The sequence below is a fragment of the Psychroserpens sp. genome (assembly GCF_045105015.1).
GTDB lineage: Bacteria > Bacteroidota > Bacteroidia > Flavobacteriales > Flavobacteriaceae > Psychroserpens.
In genome coordinates this window covers 1-20,301 of sequence record NZ_JBGCCX010000159.1, presented here as the reverse complement: position 1 = coordinate 20,301, position 20,301 = coordinate 1, and the positions used below count along the sequence as shown (strand labels likewise).

The following is a 20,301-nucleotide window of genomic DNA, read 5'->3' as shown; positions in this document are numbered from 1 at the left end:
TTCCGTTAAACCTGGTACCTATAAGGCGATTTTACATTTTGGAGATGTAACTTCACAAGAAATGGTTACTGTTAAATCTGATCCTAGACTAAATGTTTCAATGGCAAATATCAACGAAGTTTATAATGCTTCAAAAACTATTGAAAAAATGCAGTCCACAGTTGCTGCTGCTGTTAAACAACTTGTCGAAAGCAAACAAATTGCAACGAAATTCAAAGGTGATTTAAGTAAACTAGATAAAGAAAAATACAAAGATGACATTAAAGCGTCTAAAGATTTAATTAAAGAAATAAATGAATTAATCAATGTTTACCTAGGAACACCAGACAAACGTCAAGGTATTACAAATTCTTCAGTAGTAACAGTTAATGATAGAATTGGTACTGCAAATTGGTATGTTAGTTCAAGACAAAACGGAATTACAGAAACTGAGAATATATTACTAAAGCAAGCTGAAGACGCCGTAAATGATGCGCTTGAAAAAACTAATACTTTCTTTGGTGACAAGTGGTCAGCTTATCAAGCAAAAATGGAAGCAATTAAAACAAATCCTTTTAAAGAGATCAATACTTTTAAATTAGATTAACTATTATTATATTCTTTAAATAAAAAAAGCTCTAAATATTTAGAGCTTTTTTTATTCTATACGTTTTAAACCTTCGTTATGTTCTAACTTTATTTTTTTTCCTTTTGTAGAAATCAGACCTTCTTTTTTAAATTGTGAAAGAATTCGAATTGCAGATTCTGTAGCTGTTCCAACAATATTAGCATAATCTTCTCTAGATAAAGCTATCGTTAAATACCCTTCATCATCAACACCAAAATGTTCATCTAAATAAAGCAATACATCTGCTAATCTATTTTTAACAGATTTTTGAGCCATATCAACAATAACATTTTCAGAACCTTTTAAATCATGGGCCATCTGCTGCAACATATCTAATGTAAACTTTGGATTGTTTTGCAGATCATTCATAATTTCACTTTTCGGAATGAAACATACTTCCATATCATTAAGTGCAACTGCACTCAAATTTGCAGACTCATCTCCGACCAAAGAACGCTGTCCTAATAAATCACCCTTCACGACCAACTTAACTATTTGATCTTTACCATTCGCACTAAGTTTTGATAGCTTACAAACACCATCTTTAATGCAAAAAACACCATTAACTGAGTCACCTTCTTCAAAAATAGTTTCACCTTTTTTAATGATTTTAGATGTTTTACAACCAGAAATACGAACCAACTCCTCTTTTGTCAGGGCTTTAAGTGAATTAAATTGTCGGATAATGCATTGATCGCACTTACTCATTCTTAGTGTTTTTAATCGTTTAACAAAACTAATCAAAACATGACAAAAATCATAGTTTAAAGACGTCTCTTTAATAACCTTTGCATCAGGTATAAATGAGCAAATATTATGGAGCAAACAACTTGTTTCCACTGTGGCGACAATTGTGACACAACAACAATCGCTTTTGATGATAAAAATTTCTGCTGTAATGGTTGTAAAACTGTCTATGAAATTTTTTCAGAAAACGATTTAACATGTTACTACGATTTACAAGCTTCACCTGGAACAATCCCAGAGGAGATTGAAGGAAAATATGATTTTCTTTCTCAAGAAAATATTATTGAAAAACTAACGGAGTTTGATGACGGAAACACCCAAATCGCAACATTATTTATTCCTCATATCCATTGTAGTTCATGCATTTGGATTTTAGAAAACCTCAACAAATTAAATCCAAACATCACTTCTTCACAAGTAAATTTTGGTAAAAAAACAGTGAGGATAACTTACAAAACCAAAAACTACTCTTTAAAAGAAACTGTTTTACTTTTAAGTTCCATAGGCTATGAACCTTATATTTCGCTAGACGACTTTAAAACTGGTCAACAAAATGTTAACCGAACCCTTATTTACAAATTAGGAATTGCTGGTTTTGCTTTTGGAAATGTAATGTTCTTGTCTTTTCCTGAGTATTTTGAAGTTGGAGAGTTTTGGTTAGAACAATACAAACATTTGTTTCGATGGTTGATGTTTGCATTTTCTATTCCTGTAGTATTTTATGCTGGTCGTGATTATTTTGTTTCAGCATTCAAGGGGTTACGATCTAAATTATTAAATATAGACGTTCCAATTGCATTAGGAATTGCTGTTTTGTTTATTAGAAGCACTGTAGAAATTGCTTTTGATTTAGGTTCAGGCTTTTTTGACAGCCTCACTGGCTTAATATTCTTTTTATTGCTTGGAAAATTTTTCCAACAAAAAACGTATACGTTTTTATCTTTTGAACGCGATTACAAATCTTACTTTCCGATTGCTGTAACAAAAATTAATTCTGAAGGCAATGAAACTCCAATTCAAGTGTATGATATTGAGCAAGGAGATCGTTTACTCATAAGAAACGAAGAACTTATTCCTGTTGATGGTATTCTCATTAATGGAAAAGCTCGTATCGATTATAGTTTTGTTACAGGAGAATCTGAAACTGTAAGTAAGATCTCTGGAGACAAACTATTTGCTGGAGGCAAACAGACCTCAGGGGTTATTGAAATGGAAGCAATCAAATCGGTTGAACAAAGTTATCTAACACAACTTTGGAGTAACGATGTGTTTAGTAAGAATAAAGAAGATGGCTTTACAACCTTAACTAATACAATAAGTAAACGCTTTACAATTATTGTGTTGAGCATTGCTGTTATAGCAACTATATTTTGGTTATTTGTAAATCCTTCAAAAGCAATGAATGTATTTACTGCTGTACTTATTATTGCTTGTCCGTGCGCTATAGCTTTATCAGCTCCTTTTACATTTGGAAATTTGCTTCGTATCTTCGGAAAGTTAAAATTCTATGTTAAAAATGCTTCGGTAATTGAGCAACTAGCTTCAATCAATACAATTATTTTTGATAAAACTGGAACAATTACTTCCAATAAAAATAGTACTGCTAATTATGACGGTATTGCGTTATCGACTTCCGAAGAATTATTACTAAAGAATACGCTTCGTGGATCAAACCATCCATTGAGTAGAACTCTATATGATATTTTAGATGAACACAACATTATTCCTTTACATCATTTTGAAGAACACTTAGGACAAGGTATTGAAGCTTCACATGACGATACTCACATTAAAATAGGCTCTGCAAGTTTTGTGGGCACAGAAGCTTCTTCTGTATTAAATACCACAGTTCATATAAGTACAAATAATCAATACAAAGGAAAGTTCACATTTTATAATAGCTACAGAAAAGGGCTATCAAAATTATTCAACAATCTTAAAAAACAATTTGATTTAGTCATTCTATCTGGAGATAATGAAGGGGAATTAGACAATCTAAAAAAATTACTACCATCAAAAACAAAACTAATTTTTAATCAAAAACCAGATGATAAACTAGAATACATCAAGTATCATCAAACTGAAGGCGCAAAAGTACTTATGGTTGGTGATGGACTCAACGATGCTGGTGCTTTAGCTCAAAGTAATGTTGGTATCGCCATTTCAGAAAATGTTAATGTATTCTCTCCTGCTTGTGATGCCATTTTAGATGCCACAAAGTTTAATCAATTATATCATTTTATAAAAGCTTCAAAACAAGCGATTACGATCATAAAATGGAGTTTTGTCTTATCATTTATATATAATATTATCGGACTCTACTTTGCTGTTACTGGACAATTAGCTCCTGTAGTTGCTGCTATTTTAATGCCACTAAGTTCTATCAGTATCGTGATATTTACAACAATTGTCACAAATATTATTGGCCGAAAATTATCAAAATCATGAACACAACTTTAATTCAAAAATATAATATTCCTGGCCCAAGATATACGAGTTATCCAACCGTTCCTTTTTGGGATGAATCAAAATTCACTAAGAAGAAATGGCTTGACACTTTCAAAACTTCTTTTGAAGAAAGTAATCATGCACAAGGTATTAGTCTCTACATTCATCTTCCTTTTTGTGAAAGTTTATGCACATTTTGTGCATGTCATAAGCATATTACAAAGCGTCATTCGATGGAAGACAATTACATCGACACGGTTTTAAAAGAATGGAAATTATATATCGATTTAATGTCTTCAAAACCCTTGATAAAAGAAATTCATTTAGGAGGAGGCACACCAACATTTTTTTCAAGTGAAAATTTAAGCAAGCTGATTAAAGGCATTTTAGAGCCTTCAGAATTGCATGCTGAATATGAATTCAGTTTTGAAGGTCACCCAAATAACACCACTAAAGAGCAACTCCAAACTTTATATAATTTAGGTTTTACAAGAGTTAGCTTTGGTATTCAAGATTATGACGAAACAGTTCAAAAAGCCATTCATCGCATTCAATCTTTCGAACAAGTTGAAAAAGTCACCAAATGGTCAAGGGATATTGGGTATACATCTGTTAGTCATGATTTAATTTTCGGGCTACCATTTCAGAATATTGATACTATGACAGACAGCATTAACAAAACAAAGTTGTTGCGCCCTGATCGTATTTCATTTTATAGTTATGCACACGTGCCTTGGGTTAAAGGTGTTGGGCAACGCGGTTTTGATGAAACTAATTTACCTAAAGGAGATGAAAAACGAATGCTTTATGAAACTGGCAAACAACTTTTAACCGATTTAGGTTATCAAGAGATAGGAATGGATCATTTTGCACTTAAAACTGACAATCTTTACAAAGCCACTTTAGATAAAACCTTACATCGAAATTTTATGGGCTATACAACAAACTCAACACAACTAATGATTGGTTTAGGAATGTCTGCTATAAGTGATAGCTGGTATGGATTTGCACAGAATGTAAAAACTGTTAAAGAATACGAAACCATAGTTGCTTCGGGTGAAATACCTGTTTTTAGAGGACATATTTTAACAACGGAAGACTTAATAATTAGACAACATATTTTAAATATAATGTGTCATTTAGAAACATCTTGGGCAAACAATGACTTAAAGTTCTCAAAAATAAATGATGTCCTTAAATCCTTAAAGGAAGCTCAAAACGACGGTTTAATTATTGTTGACAAAACCACTTTAAAAGTTCCTGAAAAAGCGAAGCCATTCATTAGAAATATATGCATGGGATTTGACTTAAGGCTTCATGAAAGCAGACCAGAAACTCAGGTGTTTTCAATGACAATTTAATTTTTTTTTTAAACATGATAAAAATCATATTCTATAGCTTAAAATGAGAGTATTTTTGAACCATAACTTCTAATAGGTATGAGTGTTATATATATTTTATTGAGTATCAGCATTATCGTTGCTATTGTTTTTTTTATTGCTTTTATAGCTGCAGTAAAAAGTGGACAGTATGATGATAGCTACACACCTTCTGTTAGAATGCTTTTTGAAGATGAACTCGTTAAAGAGCAACAAAAACAACCATCTATTAAACAAACAAAAGACTAATTAATTATTATGGAAGTCCAACAGTTTCATTACGACAACAAAATCGTCAAAAATTTCCTTTACGCAACAATGCTTTGGGGAGTTGTAGGAATGTTAGTAGGTTTACTACTAGCATTTATGTTTTTATTTCCAAATTTAACCGATGGTATATCTTGGTTAAGTTTTGGTCGTCTCCGACCTTTACATACCAATGCGGTTATTTTTGCCTTTGTAGGAAATGCTATTTTTGCTGGTGTCTACTACTCTTCTCAACGTTTACTCAAAGCTAGAATGTTTAACGACATGTTGAGTAAAATCAATTTTTGGGGTTGGCAATTAATTATTGTTGGCGCTGCCATTACACTACCATTGGGTTATACAACCTCTAAAGAATATGCCGAATTAGAATGGCCTTTTGATATTGCTATTGCTGTAATTTGGGTCGTATTTGGTTGGAATTTAATTGGTACCATACTTAAACGTAGACAACGTCACCTATATGTAGCTATTTGGTTTTATTTAGCAACATTTGTAACCGTTGCTGTACTTCATATTTTTAATAGTTTAGAACTACCTGTGAGCGGACTTAAAAGTTATTCTGTATATGCTGGTGTTCAAGATGCCTTAGTTCAATGGTGGTATGGACACAATGCCGTTGCATTTTTCTTAACAACACCATTTTTAGGATTAATGTACTATTTTGTTCCAAAAGCAGCTAATAGACCTGTCTACTCTTATCGTTTATCTATTGTACACTTTTGGTCATTAATATTCATATACATTTGGGCTGGACCTCACCATTTATTATACACTGCTTTACCAGAGTGGGCTCAAAATTTAGGTGTTGCATTTTCAGTTATGTTATTGATGCCTTCTTGGGGAGGAATGATTAACGGTTTACTAACACTTCGTGGTGCTTGGGATAAAGTACGAACTGATCCAGTTCTGAAATTCATGGTAGTTGCAATTACTGGATATGGCATGGCGACTTTTGAAGGTCCTATGTTATCCCTTAAAAATGTAAATGCTATTGCGCACTTTACAGATTGGATTATTGCACACGTGCATGTAGGAGCCTTAGCTTGGAATGGTTTCCTTGCCTTCGGTATGATTTATTATTTAATACCGCGTTTAGTAAAAACAAAACTATATTCTACTGGATTAGCTAACCTTCATTTTTGGATAGGAACTTTAGGAATAATAATGTATGCCCTACCAATGTATGTTGCTGGTTTTACACAAGCAAGTATGTGGAAGCAATTCAACCCAGATGGAACTTTAGTTTACGGTAACTTTTTAGAAACAGTTTCTGAAATTATTCCTATGTATTGGATGCGTGCAATTGGTGGTACATTATTTATTACTGGAATGCTCATCATGGTTTACAACGTTATTGTAACTATATCTAGAGGGTCTGCTGTTACTGATGAATTAGCTGAAGCTCCAGCATTGCAAAATGTATCTAAAAAGCGTGTTTCTGGAGAAGGATGGCATACTTGGTTAGAACGTAAGCCTATTAAATTAACCATATATGCTACTGTTGCAATTTTAATTGGTGGTATTGTTCAGATAGTACCAACCATTATGGTTAAATCAAATATTCCAACTATAAGTAGTGTAAAACCTTATTCTCCTTTAGAATTAGAAGGTAGAGACCTCTACATACGAGAAGGTTGTGTAAGCTGTCACTCTCAAATGATAAGACCATTCAGAAGTGAAGTTGAACGTTATGGTGAATATTCAAAAGCAGGTGAATTTGTTTACGATCATCCATTCCTTTGGGGAAGTAAACGTACAGGGCCAGATTTACATCGTGTTGGTGGAAAATATTCAGATAATTGGCACCTCAACCACATGTATGACCCACAAAGCACCTCATCTGGTTCTATCATGCCAGCATACCAATGGTTAGTAAGAAATGAACTTGATAAATCTCAAACTGAAGCTAAAATGAAAGCTATGGTAACATTAGGTGTTCCATATAGCGATGAAGAGATTGCAAACGCACAACAATCTATGTTAGAACAAGGCACTCAAATTGAAGAGAACTTGCACTCAGATCCAGATTTTGCAGAAACGTATCAAGCAGATAAACAAGCTGGTGGACAAGATTTCGTAGAAATGCGTAATCGTGAAATTGTTGCCATTATTGCATACTTACAACGATTAGGAACAGATATTAAAGTAAAAGACGCAGAAGTAACATCAAATCAAAACTAAATTATCATGCTAAAATTTGTAAAAAATCATATGGAAAGTATCACAGGTATAGAAATATATCCTATGATTTCCCTAGTCATATTTTTCAGTTTTTTCGTCATCCTTTTCTGGTGGGTAATTACTGCAAAAAAAGAATATATCAATAAGGTGAGTAGCCTTCCTTTAGACAACCAAAACACTACAGAATTATGAGAAATTTAATTCCATCTTGGATAAGAGTACCTGTTGTATTCTTTATTATTGCAGGTATCGTAGAATACACTATTGATTCTGGTGAGAAACCAGCATTTATGGAACAACCAATGGTATTACTGTTTTTACTGTTAGTACTATTAATAATTATTGCTATTGAAGCCATTGTAGCCTCAATTAAAAATGTATTGTATCAAAGTTTAGATGCTGAAGCTCAAGCTAGATATGACGCAAAAAATGTTGCTCAACCTAAGGCGTTACGTTGGATAAATAAAATCTATTCAAAACTACTAGGATCAAAACCTATTGAAGAAGAACATGAAATCATTTTAGACCATAATTATGATGGGATAAAAGAATTAGACAACAACCTTCCACCATGGTGGTTATACGGATTTTATGCTAGTATCATTTTTGGTGCTATTTATTTAGTGCGTTTCCATGTATTAAATGGAGATAATCAATATGATGAACTTGAAACTGATTTAGCTCAAGCAAAAATTGATATAGAAGAATACAAAAAAACCGCTAAGGATTTAGTCGATTTTAATACTGTAGAATTACTTGCAGATGCTGGAGATTTAAAAGCCGGACAAAAAATATATGAAGTCAACTGTGTGGCTTGTCATAAAGCTGATGGAGGAGGCGGAATTGGTCCGAATCTTACTGATAAACATTGGATTTTAGGTGGTGGCATCAAGAACGTCTTTAAAACGATTTCTGAAGGTGGTCGAGATGGAAAAGGTATGATTGCTTGGAAACAAAGTTTAAAACCTTCTGAAATGGCACAAGTGGCTAGTTACGTACTTCAATTTGAAGGTACTACACCAGCTGAACCGAAAGCTGCTGAAGGTGATATTTGGGTAGATAAAAATGTATCTACTGAAGATGCAACAGAGGCTGTCACTGTTGAAGTAGAAGAATTAAAAGAAGATTGATATTTATTGACTTTACAGATTAAATTCTGCTAAGCCTCAAAACAAAATTATCATGAACACACCTGAAAACGAAACATTTAGAGATTCCATTGGAACGATTAATGAAGACGGAAATCGTGCTTGGGTTTTTCCAAAAAAACCAAGCGGGAAGTATTACGAAAAGCGTAAAATAGTTAGTTACATATTATTAGCCTTTTTATTTGCTGCGCCTTTTGTTAAAATTAATGGCAATCAGTTTTTGATGTTCAATGTATTAGAACGTCGCTTTAATATTTTCGGATTTCCATTCTGGCCACAGGATTTTCATTTATTTGTGATTTCGATGTTAATTGGTGTGATTTTCATCACACTATTCACAGTTGGCTTCGGACGTATTTTCTGTGGATGGATTTGTCCGCAAACGATTTTCATGGAAATGGTATTTAGACGCATTGAATACTGGATTGATGGTGACAGAAATAAACAAAGAAAATTACAACGCCAAAAATGGGATGCTGAAAAGATTAGGAAACGTGTTTTAAAATGGTTTATATTTTTAGTGATTTCATTTTTAATTGCTAATATCTTTCTTGCCTATTTAATAGGAAGCGACAAACTATTAAAATATATTACTGATGGTCCTTTTGAACATCTAGGAACTTTATTTCCTCTCATTGTTTTCACAGGTGTTTTCTATTTTGTATTTGCTTGGTTTAGAGAACAGGTCTGTATCATTGCTTGCCCTTACGGAAGACTCCAGGGAGTTCTGTTAGATAACAAATCTATTGTTGTGGCTTATGACCATAAACGTGGTGAAGCTGAAAATGGTAGAAAGAAATTTAGAAAAAACGAAGACAGAGACGCACTAGGTCATGGTGATTGTATTGACTGCTTACAATGTGTAAATGTTTGTCCGACAGGAATTGACATTAGAAACGGAACTCAATTAGAATGTGTTAATTGTACTGCTTGTATTGATGAATGTGATCACATCATGGATAGCATTAATCTTCCAAAAGGATTAATTCGATATGCAAGTGAAGATAATATTGAGAAAGGCAATAAATTTGAATTTACGCCAAGACTAAAAGGATATACTGCAGTTTTAATTATTTTAATTGGTGTTTTAGGTGGAATGCTCTTATTAAGAAATGATGTTGAAGCAAGAGTATTGAGATTACCTGGTCAGCTTTATGAGCATAAAGGTGAAACGATTATTAGTAATGTTTTTACTTATAAACTTGTAAATAAAACCACAGAACAAATTAAAGATGTCAATTTTAAATTACGTAAATATAAAGGAGATATCAAATTAGTTTCTAATACCGGTAAAGTTGAAGTCCCTGAACAAGGATTAGCTGAAGGAACCTTATTCATCGAAATTGATAAAAGCGAATTGAAAGGTGATAAAAATAAACTCATGATAGATGTTTACAGTGGCGAAGAACTCATTGAAACAACAACGGTTAATTTTTTAGGTCCTAGAAGTTATAACTAAATAGAATTACCGCATTAAGGATTGAGGTATTTGTTGAAGCTCTTTTTGTAACACAAAAAAGCGACTACCGAAAGCCTGACGCTTTTGATTGTAATGAAAAAGGGGAATGCCCAAAACATTAAAACAAACGATTATGAAAATAAACTGGGGAACAGGAATTGTATTAGCATTTATAGGTTTTATAAGCTTTATAATGTTTTTCGTTGTACGAATGAATACAAACAACAAATATGATCATGACTTAGTTACTGAGGATTATTATAAAGCAGAATTAGAATATCAAAAAGATATTGATAAGGAAACAAATGCTAGTAATTTAACATCAGACATCTCATGGAAACGCACTAATGAAGGCTTAGTAATTAGCTTTCCAAAAGAATTAAAAACAGAAGATATTGAAGGAAAAGTGTTCCTATATAGACCATCTAACAAGCAATTAGACTATGAAAGCTCAATTTCATTGTCTGACCATAATTTGCTCATACCTGACAAACGTTTGTTGGATGGTCGTTGGAACATTAAAGTAGATTGGAAATATAATGGAAAATCATATCTCTACAAAAAAGAAATTGTGTATTAAATGCTTTGGTCTGCTCTCATATTTGGTTTATTAGGAAGTTTTCACTGTGTCGGTATGTGTGGTCCTATTGCTTTTATGTTGCCTGTAGACAGAAGTAATTCCTTTAAAAAAACAACTCAAATTACTACGTATCATATTGGTCGATTAGTAGCTTATGCTTTAATTGGGTTATGTTTTGGGCTAATTGGTAAAAGTCTTTATATATTTGGAATACAACAGCAATTATCTATAGCCATTGGTGTTTTAATGATTATTATTGTACTTACTCCTGTACAAACATTTAACAAATACAATTTTTCTAAACCTATTTACAGACTCATCTCAAAAGTTAAATCTGCTTTAGGAAAAGCGCTTAAAAAGAAAACTGCAGACACGTTTTTAACGATCGGATTTTTAAACGGATTCTTACCTTGTGGTTTAGTCTATATGGCAGTTTTTGCTTCATTAACAATGTCAAGTGCTTTTGAAAGCAGCTTATATATGATGTTGTTTGGCTTAGGCACTATTCCGTTGATGACAACAGCTATTTATTTAGGGAAATTTTTAAACACAACAGTTAAACAACGAATTCAAAAAGCAATTCCAATTTTTGTTGTTATTATAGGCTTACTTTTCATTATTCGTGGCATGGGATTAGGGATTCCTTACCTCTCACCTTCTCCAGTTTTAGATATTGCTTCTAGTACAATAGATTGTCATTAGAACTCACACATTACTTCACTAAACTGATTTTAGTCATAGTTTTTTTTAGTACCTTTTGGTAACTTAAAGTTAACAAATATTAGACCTATGAAAACGATACTATTGCTAACCGATTTTTCAAAGAGTGCAACAAATGCAATTCAATATGCAATGCGATTTTTTGAATCTGAAACTTGTAAGTTTTATGTTATGCATGTACATAAAGCTGGTTCATTTATTTCAGATGATTTAATGGTGTCTACTACTGAAAGTATTTACGAATCGATCACTAAAGTTCCGAAACAAAAACTAGATGCTCTTATTGGACATTTAAAAAAAGAGTTTCACAATCAAAATCACACATTTGATAGTATCATTGATTTTGATGTGTTTACTGATGCTGTTAATCAAGCTGTCAAAAAAAAATCTGTTGACTATGTAGTGATGGGATCTAATGGTGCTACAAGTGCAAAAGAAATTATTTTTGGTAGTAATACGATAAATGTTCTTAGACATGTATTTTGTAAAACTCTTGTTATACCAGAAGGTTATACTTTTAAACCCATCAGTAATTTCTTTTTACCATTACAGTATGATGATAATTTAGAGTATAAACAACTCAATGTCATTGATGAATTTATTAAACAGTTCAACTTCAAGTTGCATGTATTAAGAACCTGTAAAAAAGGAGTCGTTTCTACTCACAGCATTAGTGATCAAGATCAATTAAAACAATTTGAATATAAATACTCTGTAGAAAAAGACATCGCTTTTGAACAGGCTGTAATTAATTATCTTAAATCAGATCAAATTGATATGCTTAGTTTAATTGTACATGATAAATCTTTTATAAAACGGTTTTTTACTGAATCACCTACAATAGAATTAAGTAAAATCATCAAAATACCTTTACTTATATTTCATAATAAAAATAATTAAAAACCATAGGAATCGATATGATTAGAAATTTAGACAAAGCAGATTGTAAGCTCCTTTTGAATCAAAATTACATTGGTCATTTGGGCTATATTTACAAAAACAGACCTTATGTTATTCCAATTACTTATTTCTACAAGGATGACAGAATAATATGCTATTCTGGTGAAGGCCATAAAATTGATGCCATGAGAAAGCATGCTCCAATAACCTTAGAAGTCTCAAATATCACTTCAGTAAATCATTGGCAGTCTATTGCTGTTCATGGTCGATACGAAGAGTTTGAAGGTAGTGAAGCCAAGGCTTTACTTCACGATTTTTCGTTAGGAATTAAAGATATTATTTTAAACAAAGAGCATAGAGATTTAAATTTTATTAGTGAGTTCTCAGCTAAAATTGCAAAAAATGATATTCCTATAGTTTTTATCATCAATATTGAGGAGATAACAGGAAAAATGAGACGTAAATAGAATTTTATTTGAACGGTAATATTTTACGATCACGTTTAATAAAATGAATGTTGTCGTCTACTATAATTTTCTTTCTATAGCCAAAAAGATGAAATATTTTAGTGGTTAAAAACAGTGCGATCCTTCGATTAGCAACAAGACAGTATTCATTTTCTGGATGTTTTGAAATGCCAGGAAGCAATCTTAATAGCTGATGAAATTTCAGACGTCTTAGTATTGCAGATAGCACTAACCAAAATTTAGAAAGTTTTTTAATAATAAAAAAACCGTCCTCACCTTGTTTTTGGTATAATGGCATAAAAATCAAACCATTCAAAGGACTTTTAATTTCACTTATTCCATCATGAGCCAATGGTTGATGTTTCATAATTGGTTTAAAATTTTTGAAACCAGGATTCATTTTAAAACGATTAGATTCTGGAAGACAATGTCTGTAGACAATTTCATAAAATGCGTTTTCTACAGATAACATTCGATTAAAAGCTTTATAGTTAAATTCATGCTTTGAAATTATTCCAATTTTTTCCATAACCATCCAAATAAAAGCCTCACAATACAATACAGAGTTTTCATCATCGTGCTGTCCTGCTTCAAAACCCAAGGACACGTGTCCAAATTCATTAATATAAGATAATAAAGGCCCTTCTAAGTATTCTTCAATACCCAATACAATTGGAATATTAAATTTATTAGCTAAAGTTCGGTTATTAAGTGAGTCACTAATAGTTATAAAAGGTACGGTTGGAGAAGATGTTGTATGTAAATCAATAAAAACAAAATCACCATTATGACTGTTACAAATAGTTTTAATAGTAGCGTAAAGCTCACATTGCTCCCTTTGCTCTTCAAACTCAAAACAGGCTTCATCTTCATTACACAAAGAAGCTACTTCATTTTTTGTCCATAAACGGTTTAAATCAAAATCCTTATATCGCACACTCGCTTTTAAGGCTTTCATGTTACCTAATAAAGCATAAAAATTACCTTTAAATTTAATGTCATTTACAACAATATCACTAATCACTTTTTGTAGACCATAGACTCCAGCAGGTTCATTACCATGAATACCACCAACACAAATTAATGTTGTGGCATTACTTTCGTTATTCTGGCTATAAAAAATCCTATCGTTAGAGGTATATATATTGGGTTTGGTGGCTTCTTCTATCATCGCTATTATTTAATTTTCTCTAAATCTGTTTTAGTAAGTATACCTACCAATTCATCGTGATCTATAATAGGTAAACACCGTATATTATGTTTAAGCATTAAAGCTTTAGCCTCTTCTATGAGCATTTCTGGATTCGCTGTTTTAATTTCTCTTTGCATGACTTCACCTGCAGATAAATCATCAAATTTATCTAAGTCTGAAATATCACTTGCGGAAATAATTCCAACAATTTTATTTTTAGAATTAATTACAGGAATATGATGGATATCTTTCCATTGCATAACATTTTTTATGAGACGCATAGCGTCATGTTCATCTACTGTAAATATTTGGGTTGACATTACTTTATGAACTTTGTTATTAGAGCTAACATCTTCTTTTGTTAAAGGCTTAGCTAATTCCCATTCACTCACAGGTAAGTTTTCCTGCTGATTTTTATGCATATGGTAGGTTAATAGTATATTTGCTTCCTCTCTTGAAACAGTGTCTTGAAGTAAACGACTACTTCTTACTAACCATTTACTTCCAGATGTGTTTTTATCTATTCGATGCTTTATAATATTTAGATAAAAGTCAATATCTTCTGAATTCACTTTTGCTTTTGCTAGTCCATCATAAGCCATAGGCAATAAGACCTTTCTCGCTAATTTTTTAGCTGAAATTCCCTTTCCAAACCAATTAAAATAGGTATCCATACCAGTTCTAGCCGCTTTTATAAAGTTTCCTTTTGCATCTTTAAATGCCATACGTTCCCATATCGATTTACAATCGTCTGGCATGCCAAGCATTACACCAATCCAAAACATGGCATTAGCTATTTCATCTTTTATGCTAGGACCAGAAGGAATGTATCTATTTTCAATACGCAAATGTGCAATGTTTTTATGAACACCATAACAGACTCTATTCCATTTATAAAGAGTTCCGTTATGTAACCCAATTGCTTTCAGCTCAGGTTTGATGCCATTTTGTAAATCATCAATAGGATTCCCTTTTAAATCTGCTGTTACTAAAGGCGCATAACGAGCAACATCATCTGTAAATACTTCTAAAATTGAATCTCTAATCCAGTCATTTCCAAAATTTACTCTAGCTTTCTGCTCTCTTAGCAAATGCGATTCATTTCTAGAATCAATACTTTGCTGAAATACAGCTATTCGAGTTTCACTCCAAAGCTCTCTTCCTAATAGCATTGGCGAATTAGTCATAATAGACAATACAGGACCAGCTATGGCTTGTGACCAATTATATTGGTCAATGATGTTTTCTAAATCAATTTGTAAATGGACTTGAAAACTTGTATTGCATGCTTCAAACAAGATGGAATCATGATCTAAAATAAGTTCATCAACACCTTTAATTTTAACTCTAAAATCATTTCCTCTTACCTTGCGCATTACATCATTTAGCACCTTATAACGTTGAAAAGGTGTCATGTTTTCAAAAATGAGATCTTTTCGTTTGAAAGTGGGTAGAATACCTGTGAGAATAATTTTATTGAAGTCTATACTTTGAGCAGCTTTATTAGCTTTATCAATTAAATCACATAAATCTTTTTCTAGTTGCGAGAAACAATTCCCTTTTAATTCTAAGGGGTCTAAATTAGCTTCTAAATTAAAAAGGCCAAGTTCAGTTGTATAGTGGTCGTCATTAATTTCATCTAGGATATCTAAAGCATTGAATGAAGGTCTGTAGTATTTATCAACAACACAAAGCTCTTGTTCGGCTCCAATTCGTTGAATTCCTTTCTCAAAAGCATCCGATTTAATCATCATATCGAGAGCCTCGATATCATTTAACAGATGATTTACGAATTCCTTTCTTTCTCTTTTATTAGTTATTGGTTTTACTGATTGAGATCCCATAATAGTAATGTAATACACTCAAAGTTAAACCATTAGTCGCCTTTGTTTTATGACTTTTATCATAGTTTTCTGAGAAGTATATCAATATCTTTAATAGAGAAATTAAAACTAAAACCATTATGAAAAAACGTGTACCAGTGTCAACAATAATGACCAAAAATATCATTGCAGTAAATAGAACAGATGATTTAGAAACTGCTGAAAAATTATTTAAACAACATAAAATAAGACACATTCCTGTAGTTTCAGGAGAAGTGATTATTGGTATGTTAAGTTATACCGATTTGCTTCGAATTAGTTTTGCTGATTCTGTAAATGAAAATGAAACAGAAGTTGATACAGTCGTGTATAATATGTTTACTATAAATCAAGTAATGACTAAAAATGTAGTGACCATTAATTCAGAAACAACCATCAAAGATGTTGCAGAAATTTTAACTAAAAATGAATTTCATGCCTTACCAGTAGTTGATAATGGTGAGTTGGTTGGTATTGTTACTACTACTGATTTAATACATTATTTGATAGAACAATTTTAATGCAAAAGTCACCATAAAAAAAAAGAGTTAGTCGCCTAACTCTTTTTTTTTTATCATAGTATCAAAATTATACCCTAAAAGTGATAACTGGCAAGGTAGAGTGATTCGCAATATCTTCACCTATACTTCCACTAAAAAAGTGAGCAATTCCTTTACGTCCATGCGTTGGTACGGCAATTAAATCACCACCAACAATATTAGCAAAATTGAGAACACCATCTTCAACAGTATAATCTGATACATAATGGATATCATTTAACTTGTTCAAGTTTCCATCTGCTTTCTCTAGAAAATTAGCCACAGTAGTTTCCATCTCTGTAGAACTTTTAAAGCGCGCACCAGGAAGATTAACATATAAGAGTTTCAAATTTGAAGATGTATTTTCAAAAAATTGACATGCTTTTAAATATGACTGAATCATTCCTTCAGAAAAATCACAAGCAAAAACTACGGTTTCAAATTTCACATTAACTGGTTTCTGCTTAACAATAAGTACAGGTATTTCAGAATAACGAACTACTTTTTCTGTATTTGAGCCAACAAAAATTTCAGTTAAACCACTAGCACCATGAGAACCCATAATTATTAAATCTGCTTGATGCTCTTTGGCAACGTCACTCACTTCACGAAACACTTTAAAATGTTTAACAATTGGAGTTACAGTAATGTCTTTCAAATATTCTTTTTCTAAAAACTCATTAAATCGCTTTTCAGCAAGTTTCATAAAGAATACAGCTTGCATACTTTGTTCTTCATCAGAATCTATAAGTACATTGTTAGCCATTTCTAGCATATGTAATGCTAAAATTTCAGCATTATTCTTCTTAGCTAAAATAGCAGCAGTTTCTAATGCATATTCAGAATGTTTAGAAAAGTCTATTGGTACTATTATTTTATTCATAATATAAATTTTAGTGATTTATTAATATTGTCTACCTGTTTTTATAAATATAACTTTTCAATTATTATATAAAGGTATTAGATAGTCATCATAATTAAAATGACATTTATCATACAGAAATATTAGTTTTAATTAATTTTAGCACGAATTAAATTATCATTACCTTTCAATTTAAATTAATTATTAAAAACACTACACAATGAAACACAAAATTTTAGGACTCTCACTGATTATGGTTTGTCTTTTCATCTCTTGTAAAAGTGACAAAAAAGACTCTGAAACAGTTATCGAAAACGAAGCAACAGAAACCATTGAAAAGAAATCTGAACCAGTTTCAGCTACTGAAACAAAAGAAAAACCAGCTTACTTTTCTGAAAAGAGAAAAGTGGTAATGAGTTTAGAATCTAAAAGTGATAGTAATGTAACTGGCAATATTGTGTTTACTCAAGATGAAGGAATTGTTACTATGATAGCTGTAATCGATGGATTATCGCCTGGTGAACATGCCATTCACATTCATGAAAAAGCAGATTGTTCTTCAGCTGATGGAAAATCATCTGGTGGTCATTGGAATCCTACGGCTCAACCTCATGGAAAATGGGGCGATGATAATGGATATCACAAAGGTGACATAGGTAACGTCACTGCTAATAAAGATGGCCATGCTACAATTACTAAAATCACAAATGAATGGTGTATTGGTTGTGGTGACAACACAAAAGACATTTTAGGAAAAGCAGTTATTGTTCATCAAGGTATAGACGATTTCAAATCTCAACCCTCTGGCGCAGCTGGAGCAAGAGTTAGTTGTGGTGGTATTATTGAATAAAACATCAAAAAGAGTTATGATCTTAAATTATAACTCTTTTCTTTTTTAAAGTTATGGATTAAGGAAAATTATAAATTAATGAATGAAGCGATAATTAAGATTATTGTCAGAAGTAAAGACAGATTCATGTTCTGTAAAGAACTAATTGAAGAATTTGATCTCAAAAAAGTTGCAGAACTTGGTGTATATCGTGGTGACTTTGCAAAGTATTTATTAGAAAATACCTCTAAAATTGATAGATACATTATGATCGATCCTTGGAGAAACCTATCTGACTGGAACAAGCCTGCCAATGAAAACAATAACATCTTTGAAGAATTTTATCAAGAGACTTTACAGAAAACTAATTTTGCTAAAGACAAAAGAGAAATTCTACGAGGAAAGACAACTGAAGTTATTGATAAAATTGAAGATGAATCGTTAGATTTTCTATATATAGATGGTGATCACACACTCAAAGGGATTACTATTGACCTAATAAATTTGTGGCCTAAAATGAAAAATAATGGCTTTATAGTAGGTGATGACTTTTCATCTACAATCTGGCAACACAACCAAAATTATGAACCTACAATGGTATTTCCATTTGCTGTATATTTTGCTGAAGCAGTAAATGCGAAAATTTACGGTTTACCACATAGTCAGTTCTTATTACAAAAAAGTCAATCAGGTTTTGAATTTATAGATACAACTAATGGAGAATACTCAAATCTAGAGCTTCGATCTCAATTTTCTAATACAACAAAATCTAGTTTTAAGACTACAATAAAAAACAATATTCCTTTTGCTTCTAAAATATATTCAGCACTAAAAAAATAAACTCAAGTATGAATCCATCTACTAATGGTTGGATAGAAAAATTTTGCTCGCAAATTTCTAAAAAAGGTATTCCTTTTGAGAACTATGATATGCTTTATCTTAGCCTAAAGGACTATGGGTTTATTTATGGTGTTAATGTCAACATCACTGATAAAATTGATAGAACTCTTAATTATTCTGAAGATGAATTGGCTAAAATAAATCTCATCACAGGATTATATCATATCTATCTTTTCCATAATGGTTCTCTTGAAACCAAAACATTTATCAAAACTCTACTAAGCTTTTACAAATCGCTTGAGATTTCAGATTTATCACTTTGGGATAAATTAGTTATTGGAAAAAGTGAACCTCCTCTATTAGAACGGTTACTCCATGATAGAGTGCAAATTGATGATAATGTCATTACCCGGAATTTTAATAAATCAATTACTAATTCGTTATTATTTGTCGATGTACTCACCTTTGATAGTTATTTAAAAAAAGACATTGAATCTAAATCTTATGCTGCACATCTTGAGAGTATTATTATAGGAACCTTGTATCAATCATTAAATTCAAAAAGTAAAATTACAGATTATGATAAACAGATTATAGATGTAATAGAGGCTTCAGCGTCGTTACCTGATTTAGAAGTTGATATTGAAGACCTCATCTACGATATCGACTATGACATCAATTTCAATGAAAAAAAATATCTAATAGACTTAATGTGTTTGTCAATTTGGGATGATGATATTCTTGAAAAAACAGAATATCAATTCTTAATTCAACTTGCTAGACAATTAAAAATTGACGCATCGGATATTCAAGATTCAATTTTATGTGTGTTTAATTTTCATAAATTACATCAAAAGGAAGTTCTCTTATTTCAACATAAAAATCCTATTTCCAATTTTTATGAAAACTCATCACAATTGGTAACAAAACTAATAAGACGTAATAGCAAACGTATTGTAAAGGAAGTACAACAGAGTAAAGAATTGATGTTACTTATCACGAAATCTACGCATTCAGATTTGAGTAAAGAAGAACAAAAAAAACTACAATCTCAACTTGTTGATGTCTTAAAAACAATACCAAGTTTGGCTATTTTTTTACTTCCCGGAGGTGCTATTTTATTACCGATTTTTGCAAAACTAATTCCAAATTTATTACCATCATCTTTTGATGATAATCGCATTGAAAAGTAATTTTAAATATAATACACCATAAATCGTAACAATCAACTATAACTTGCGTCTTACAGTAAATGACTTAAAATGTGTAGTGTA

Annotated in this window: 19 protein-coding genes and 1 pseudogene; 16 read left to right on the top strand and 4 right to left on the bottom strand. The window is 31.7% G+C overall.

Annotated elements, in window-relative coordinates:
• Nucleotides 1-586: pseudogene (locus AB8B90_RS12255) on the top strand (hypothetical protein); the annotation flags it as partial.
• 51 nt (nucleotides 587-637) lie between these two features.
• Here AB8B90_RS12255 and AB8B90_RS12250 read toward each other — a convergent pair.
• A complete protein-coding gene (locus tag AB8B90_RS12250) occupies nucleotides 638-1,315 on the bottom strand; it encodes a Crp/Fnr family transcriptional regulator (RefSeq protein ID WP_405337288.1) in 678 nt (225 codons plus the stop codon).
• Between the two features lie 108 nt (nucleotides 1,316-1,423).
• Here AB8B90_RS12250 and AB8B90_RS12245 point away from each other — a divergent pair, with 108 nt between their 5' ends.
• The 11 genes from AB8B90_RS12245 (at nucleotide 1,424) to AB8B90_RS12195 (ending at nucleotide 12,903) form a co-directional block, all read left to right on the top strand.
• Nucleotides 1,424-3,802 carry a heavy metal translocating P-type ATPase gene (locus AB8B90_RS12245; protein ID WP_405337286.1) on the top strand — a complete coding sequence of 793 codons (2,379 nt, stop codon included), beginning with the start codon at nucleotides 1,424-1,426 and terminating at the stop codon, nucleotides 3,800-3,802.
• Nucleotides 3,799-5,163, top strand: coding sequence for an oxygen-independent coproporphyrinogen III oxidase (gene hemN / locus AB8B90_RS12240; protein WP_405337284.1), 1,365 nt, complete (start codon nucleotides 3,799-3,801; stop codon nucleotides 5,161-5,163). The genes AB8B90_RS12245 and hemN overlap by 4 nt, the downstream gene beginning before the upstream one ends.
• A gap of 78 nt (nucleotides 5,164-5,241) precedes the next feature.
• Nucleotides 5,242-5,430 (top strand): cbb3-type cytochrome oxidase assembly protein CcoS, encoded by a 189-nt coding sequence (gene ccoS, locus AB8B90_RS12235; protein ID WP_405337282.1) that lies wholly within the window; start codon nucleotides 5,242-5,244, stop codon nucleotides 5,428-5,430.
• A gap of 9 nt (nucleotides 5,431-5,439) precedes the next feature.
• A complete protein-coding gene (ccoN, locus tag AB8B90_RS12230) occupies nucleotides 5,440-7,629 on the top strand; it encodes a cytochrome-c oxidase, cbb3-type subunit I (protein WP_405337280.1) in 2,190 nt (729 codons plus the stop codon).
• Between the two features lie 6 nt (nucleotides 7,630-7,635).
• Complete coding sequence (locus AB8B90_RS12225; RefSeq protein ID WP_405337278.1) at nucleotides 7,636-7,821, top strand: CcoQ/FixQ family Cbb3-type cytochrome c oxidase assembly chaperone; 186 nt, start codon at nucleotides 7,636-7,638, stop codon at nucleotides 7,819-7,821.
• Nucleotides 7,818-8,759, top strand: coding sequence for a cbb3-type cytochrome c oxidase N-terminal domain-containing protein (locus AB8B90_RS12220; RefSeq protein WP_405337276.1), 942 nt, complete (start codon nucleotides 7,818-7,820; stop codon nucleotides 8,757-8,759). The genes AB8B90_RS12225 and AB8B90_RS12220 overlap by 4 nt, the downstream gene beginning before the upstream one ends.
• Before the next feature lie 52 nt (nucleotides 8,760-8,811).
• Entirely contained in the window at nucleotides 8,812-10,236 is a 1,425-nt protein-coding gene (ccoG, locus tag AB8B90_RS12215; RefSeq protein WP_405337274.1) for a cytochrome c oxidase accessory protein CcoG, read from the top strand.
• A gap of 133 nt (nucleotides 10,237-10,369) precedes the next feature.
• Complete coding sequence (locus AB8B90_RS12210) at nucleotides 10,370-10,816, top strand: FixH family protein (RefSeq protein ID WP_405337272.1); 447 nt, start codon at nucleotides 10,370-10,372, stop codon at nucleotides 10,814-10,816.
• Nucleotides 10,817-11,518: a sulfite exporter TauE/SafE family protein gene (locus AB8B90_RS12205; protein WP_405337270.1), complete on the top strand. Its 702-nt coding sequence runs from the start codon at nucleotides 10,817-10,819 to the stop codon at nucleotides 11,516-11,518.
• Nucleotides 11,519-11,605: 87 nt separating this feature from the next.
• Nucleotides 11,606-12,436, top strand: a complete 831-nt coding sequence (locus AB8B90_RS12200) for a universal stress protein (protein WP_405337268.1) — start codon at nucleotides 11,606-11,608, stop codon at nucleotides 12,434-12,436.
• A 17-nt stretch (nucleotides 12,437-12,453) separates the two neighbouring features.
• The gene (locus tag AB8B90_RS12195; RefSeq protein WP_405337266.1) at nucleotides 12,454-12,903 is read left to right on the top strand and encodes a pyridoxamine 5'-phosphate oxidase family protein; all 450 of its coding nucleotides are present in this window, start codon (nucleotides 12,454-12,456) and stop codon (nucleotides 12,901-12,903) included.
• A gap of 4 nt (nucleotides 12,904-12,907) precedes the next feature.
• Here AB8B90_RS12195 and AB8B90_RS12190 read toward each other — a convergent pair whose 3' ends face one another.
• Both AB8B90_RS12190 and AB8B90_RS12185 read right to left on the bottom strand, forming a co-directional pair.
• Nucleotides 12,908-14,074, bottom strand: a complete 1,167-nt coding sequence (locus AB8B90_RS12190; protein ID WP_405337264.1) for a succinylglutamate desuccinylase/aspartoacylase family protein — start codon at nucleotides 14,072-14,074, stop codon at nucleotides 12,908-12,910.
• Nucleotides 14,075-14,079: 5 nt separating this feature from the next.
• On the bottom strand, nucleotides 14,080-15,939 hold the full coding sequence (locus AB8B90_RS12185) for a CBS domain-containing protein (protein WP_405337262.1): 1,860 nt from the start codon (nucleotides 15,937-15,939) through the stop codon (nucleotides 14,080-14,082).
• Between the two features lie 119 nt (nucleotides 15,940-16,058).
• Here AB8B90_RS12185 and AB8B90_RS12180 point away from each other — a divergent pair, with 119 nt between their 5' ends.
• Entirely contained in the window at nucleotides 16,059-16,478 is a 420-nt protein-coding gene (locus AB8B90_RS12180; protein ID WP_405337260.1) for a CBS domain-containing protein, read from the top strand.
• Nucleotides 16,479-16,545: 67 nt separating this feature from the next.
• Here AB8B90_RS12180 and AB8B90_RS12175 read toward each other — a convergent pair whose 3' ends face one another.
• On the bottom strand, nucleotides 16,546-17,379 hold the full coding sequence (locus tag AB8B90_RS12175; RefSeq protein ID WP_405337258.1) for a universal stress protein: 834 nt from the start codon (nucleotides 17,377-17,379) through the stop codon (nucleotides 16,546-16,548).
• 199 nt (nucleotides 17,380-17,578) lie between these two features.
• On the opposite strand from AB8B90_RS12175, the gene AB8B90_RS12170 reads away from it, so the two are divergent.
• The 3 genes from AB8B90_RS12170 to AB8B90_RS12160 all read left to right on the top strand — a co-directional run bounded on the left by AB8B90_RS12170 (nucleotide 17,579) and on the right by AB8B90_RS12160 (nucleotide 20,220).
• Complete coding sequence (locus AB8B90_RS12170) at nucleotides 17,579-18,208, top strand: superoxide dismutase family protein (RefSeq protein ID WP_405337256.1); 630 nt, start codon at nucleotides 17,579-17,581, stop codon at nucleotides 18,206-18,208.
• A 78-nt stretch (nucleotides 18,209-18,286) separates the two neighbouring features.
• On the top strand, nucleotides 18,287-19,027 hold the full coding sequence (locus AB8B90_RS12165; RefSeq protein WP_405337254.1) for a class I SAM-dependent methyltransferase: 741 nt from the start codon (nucleotides 18,287-18,289) through the stop codon (nucleotides 19,025-19,027).
• A gap of 8 nt (nucleotides 19,028-19,035) precedes the next feature.
• A complete protein-coding gene (locus AB8B90_RS12160; protein WP_405337252.1) occupies nucleotides 19,036-20,220 on the top strand; it encodes an LETM1-related biofilm-associated protein in 1,185 nt (394 codons plus the stop codon).
• Nucleotides 20,221-20,301 lie beyond the last annotated feature (81 nt).

Bases quoted from the DNA above. Each gene is read 5' to 3' on its own strand.
- AB8B90_RS12220 (WP_405337276.1), top strand. From the start codon at position 7,818: ATGAGAAATTTAATTCCATCTTGGATAAGAGTACCTGTTGTATTCTTT.
- AB8B90_RS12170 (WP_405337256.1), top strand. From the start codon at position 17,579: ATGAAACACAAAATTTTAGGACTCTCACTGATTATGGTTTGTCTTTTC.
- AB8B90_RS12165 (WP_405337254.1), top strand. From the start codon at position 18,287: ATGAATGAAGCGATAATTAAGATTATTGTCAGAAGTAAAGACAGATTC.
- AB8B90_RS12205 (WP_405337270.1), top strand. From the start codon at position 10,817: ATGCTTTGGTCTGCTCTCATATTTGGTTTATTAGGAAGTTTTCACTGT.
- AB8B90_RS12250 (WP_405337288.1), bottom strand. From the start codon at position 1,315: ATGAGTAAGTGCGATCAATGCATTATCCGACAATTTAATTCACTTAAA.
- ccoG (WP_405337274.1), top strand. From the start codon at position 8,812: ATGAACACACCTGAAAACGAAACATTTAGAGATTCCATTGGAACGATT.
- AB8B90_RS12200 (WP_405337268.1), top strand. From the start codon at position 11,606: ATGAAAACGATACTATTGCTAACCGATTTTTCAAAGAGTGCAACAAAT.
- hemN (WP_405337284.1), top strand. From the start codon at position 3,799: ATGAACACAACTTTAATTCAAAAATATAATATTCCTGGCCCAAGATAT.
- ccoN (WP_405337280.1), top strand. From the start codon at position 5,440: ATGGAAGTCCAACAGTTTCATTACGACAACAAAATCGTCAAAAATTTC.
- AB8B90_RS12175 (WP_405337258.1), bottom strand. From the start codon at position 17,379: ATGAATAAAATAATAGTACCAATAGACTTTTCTAAACATTCTGAATAT.
- AB8B90_RS12160 (WP_405337252.1), top strand. From the start codon at position 19,036: ATGAATCCATCTACTAATGGTTGGATAGAAAAATTTTGCTCGCAAATT.
- AB8B90_RS12185 (WP_405337262.1), bottom strand. From the start codon at position 15,939: ATGGGATCTCAATCAGTAAAACCAATAACTAATAAAAGAGAAAGAAAG.
- AB8B90_RS12245 (WP_405337286.1), top strand. From the start codon at position 1,424: ATGGAGCAAACAACTTGTTTCCACTGTGGCGACAATTGTGACACAACA.
- AB8B90_RS12190 (WP_405337264.1), bottom strand. From the start codon at position 14,074: ATGATAGAAGAAGCCACCAAACCCAATATATATACCTCTAACGATAGG.
- AB8B90_RS12225 (WP_405337278.1), top strand. From the start codon at position 7,636: ATGCTAAAATTTGTAAAAAATCATATGGAAAGTATCACAGGTATAGAA.
- AB8B90_RS12210 (WP_405337272.1), top strand. From the start codon at position 10,370: ATGAAAATAAACTGGGGAACAGGAATTGTATTAGCATTTATAGGTTTT.
- AB8B90_RS12180 (WP_405337260.1), top strand. From the start codon at position 16,059: ATGAAAAAACGTGTACCAGTGTCAACAATAATGACCAAAAATATCATT.
- ccoS (WP_405337282.1), top strand. From the start codon at position 5,242: ATGAGTGTTATATATATTTTATTGAGTATCAGCATTATCGTTGCTATT.
- AB8B90_RS12195 (WP_405337266.1), top strand. From the start codon at position 12,454: ATGATTAGAAATTTAGACAAAGCAGATTGTAAGCTCCTTTTGAATCAA.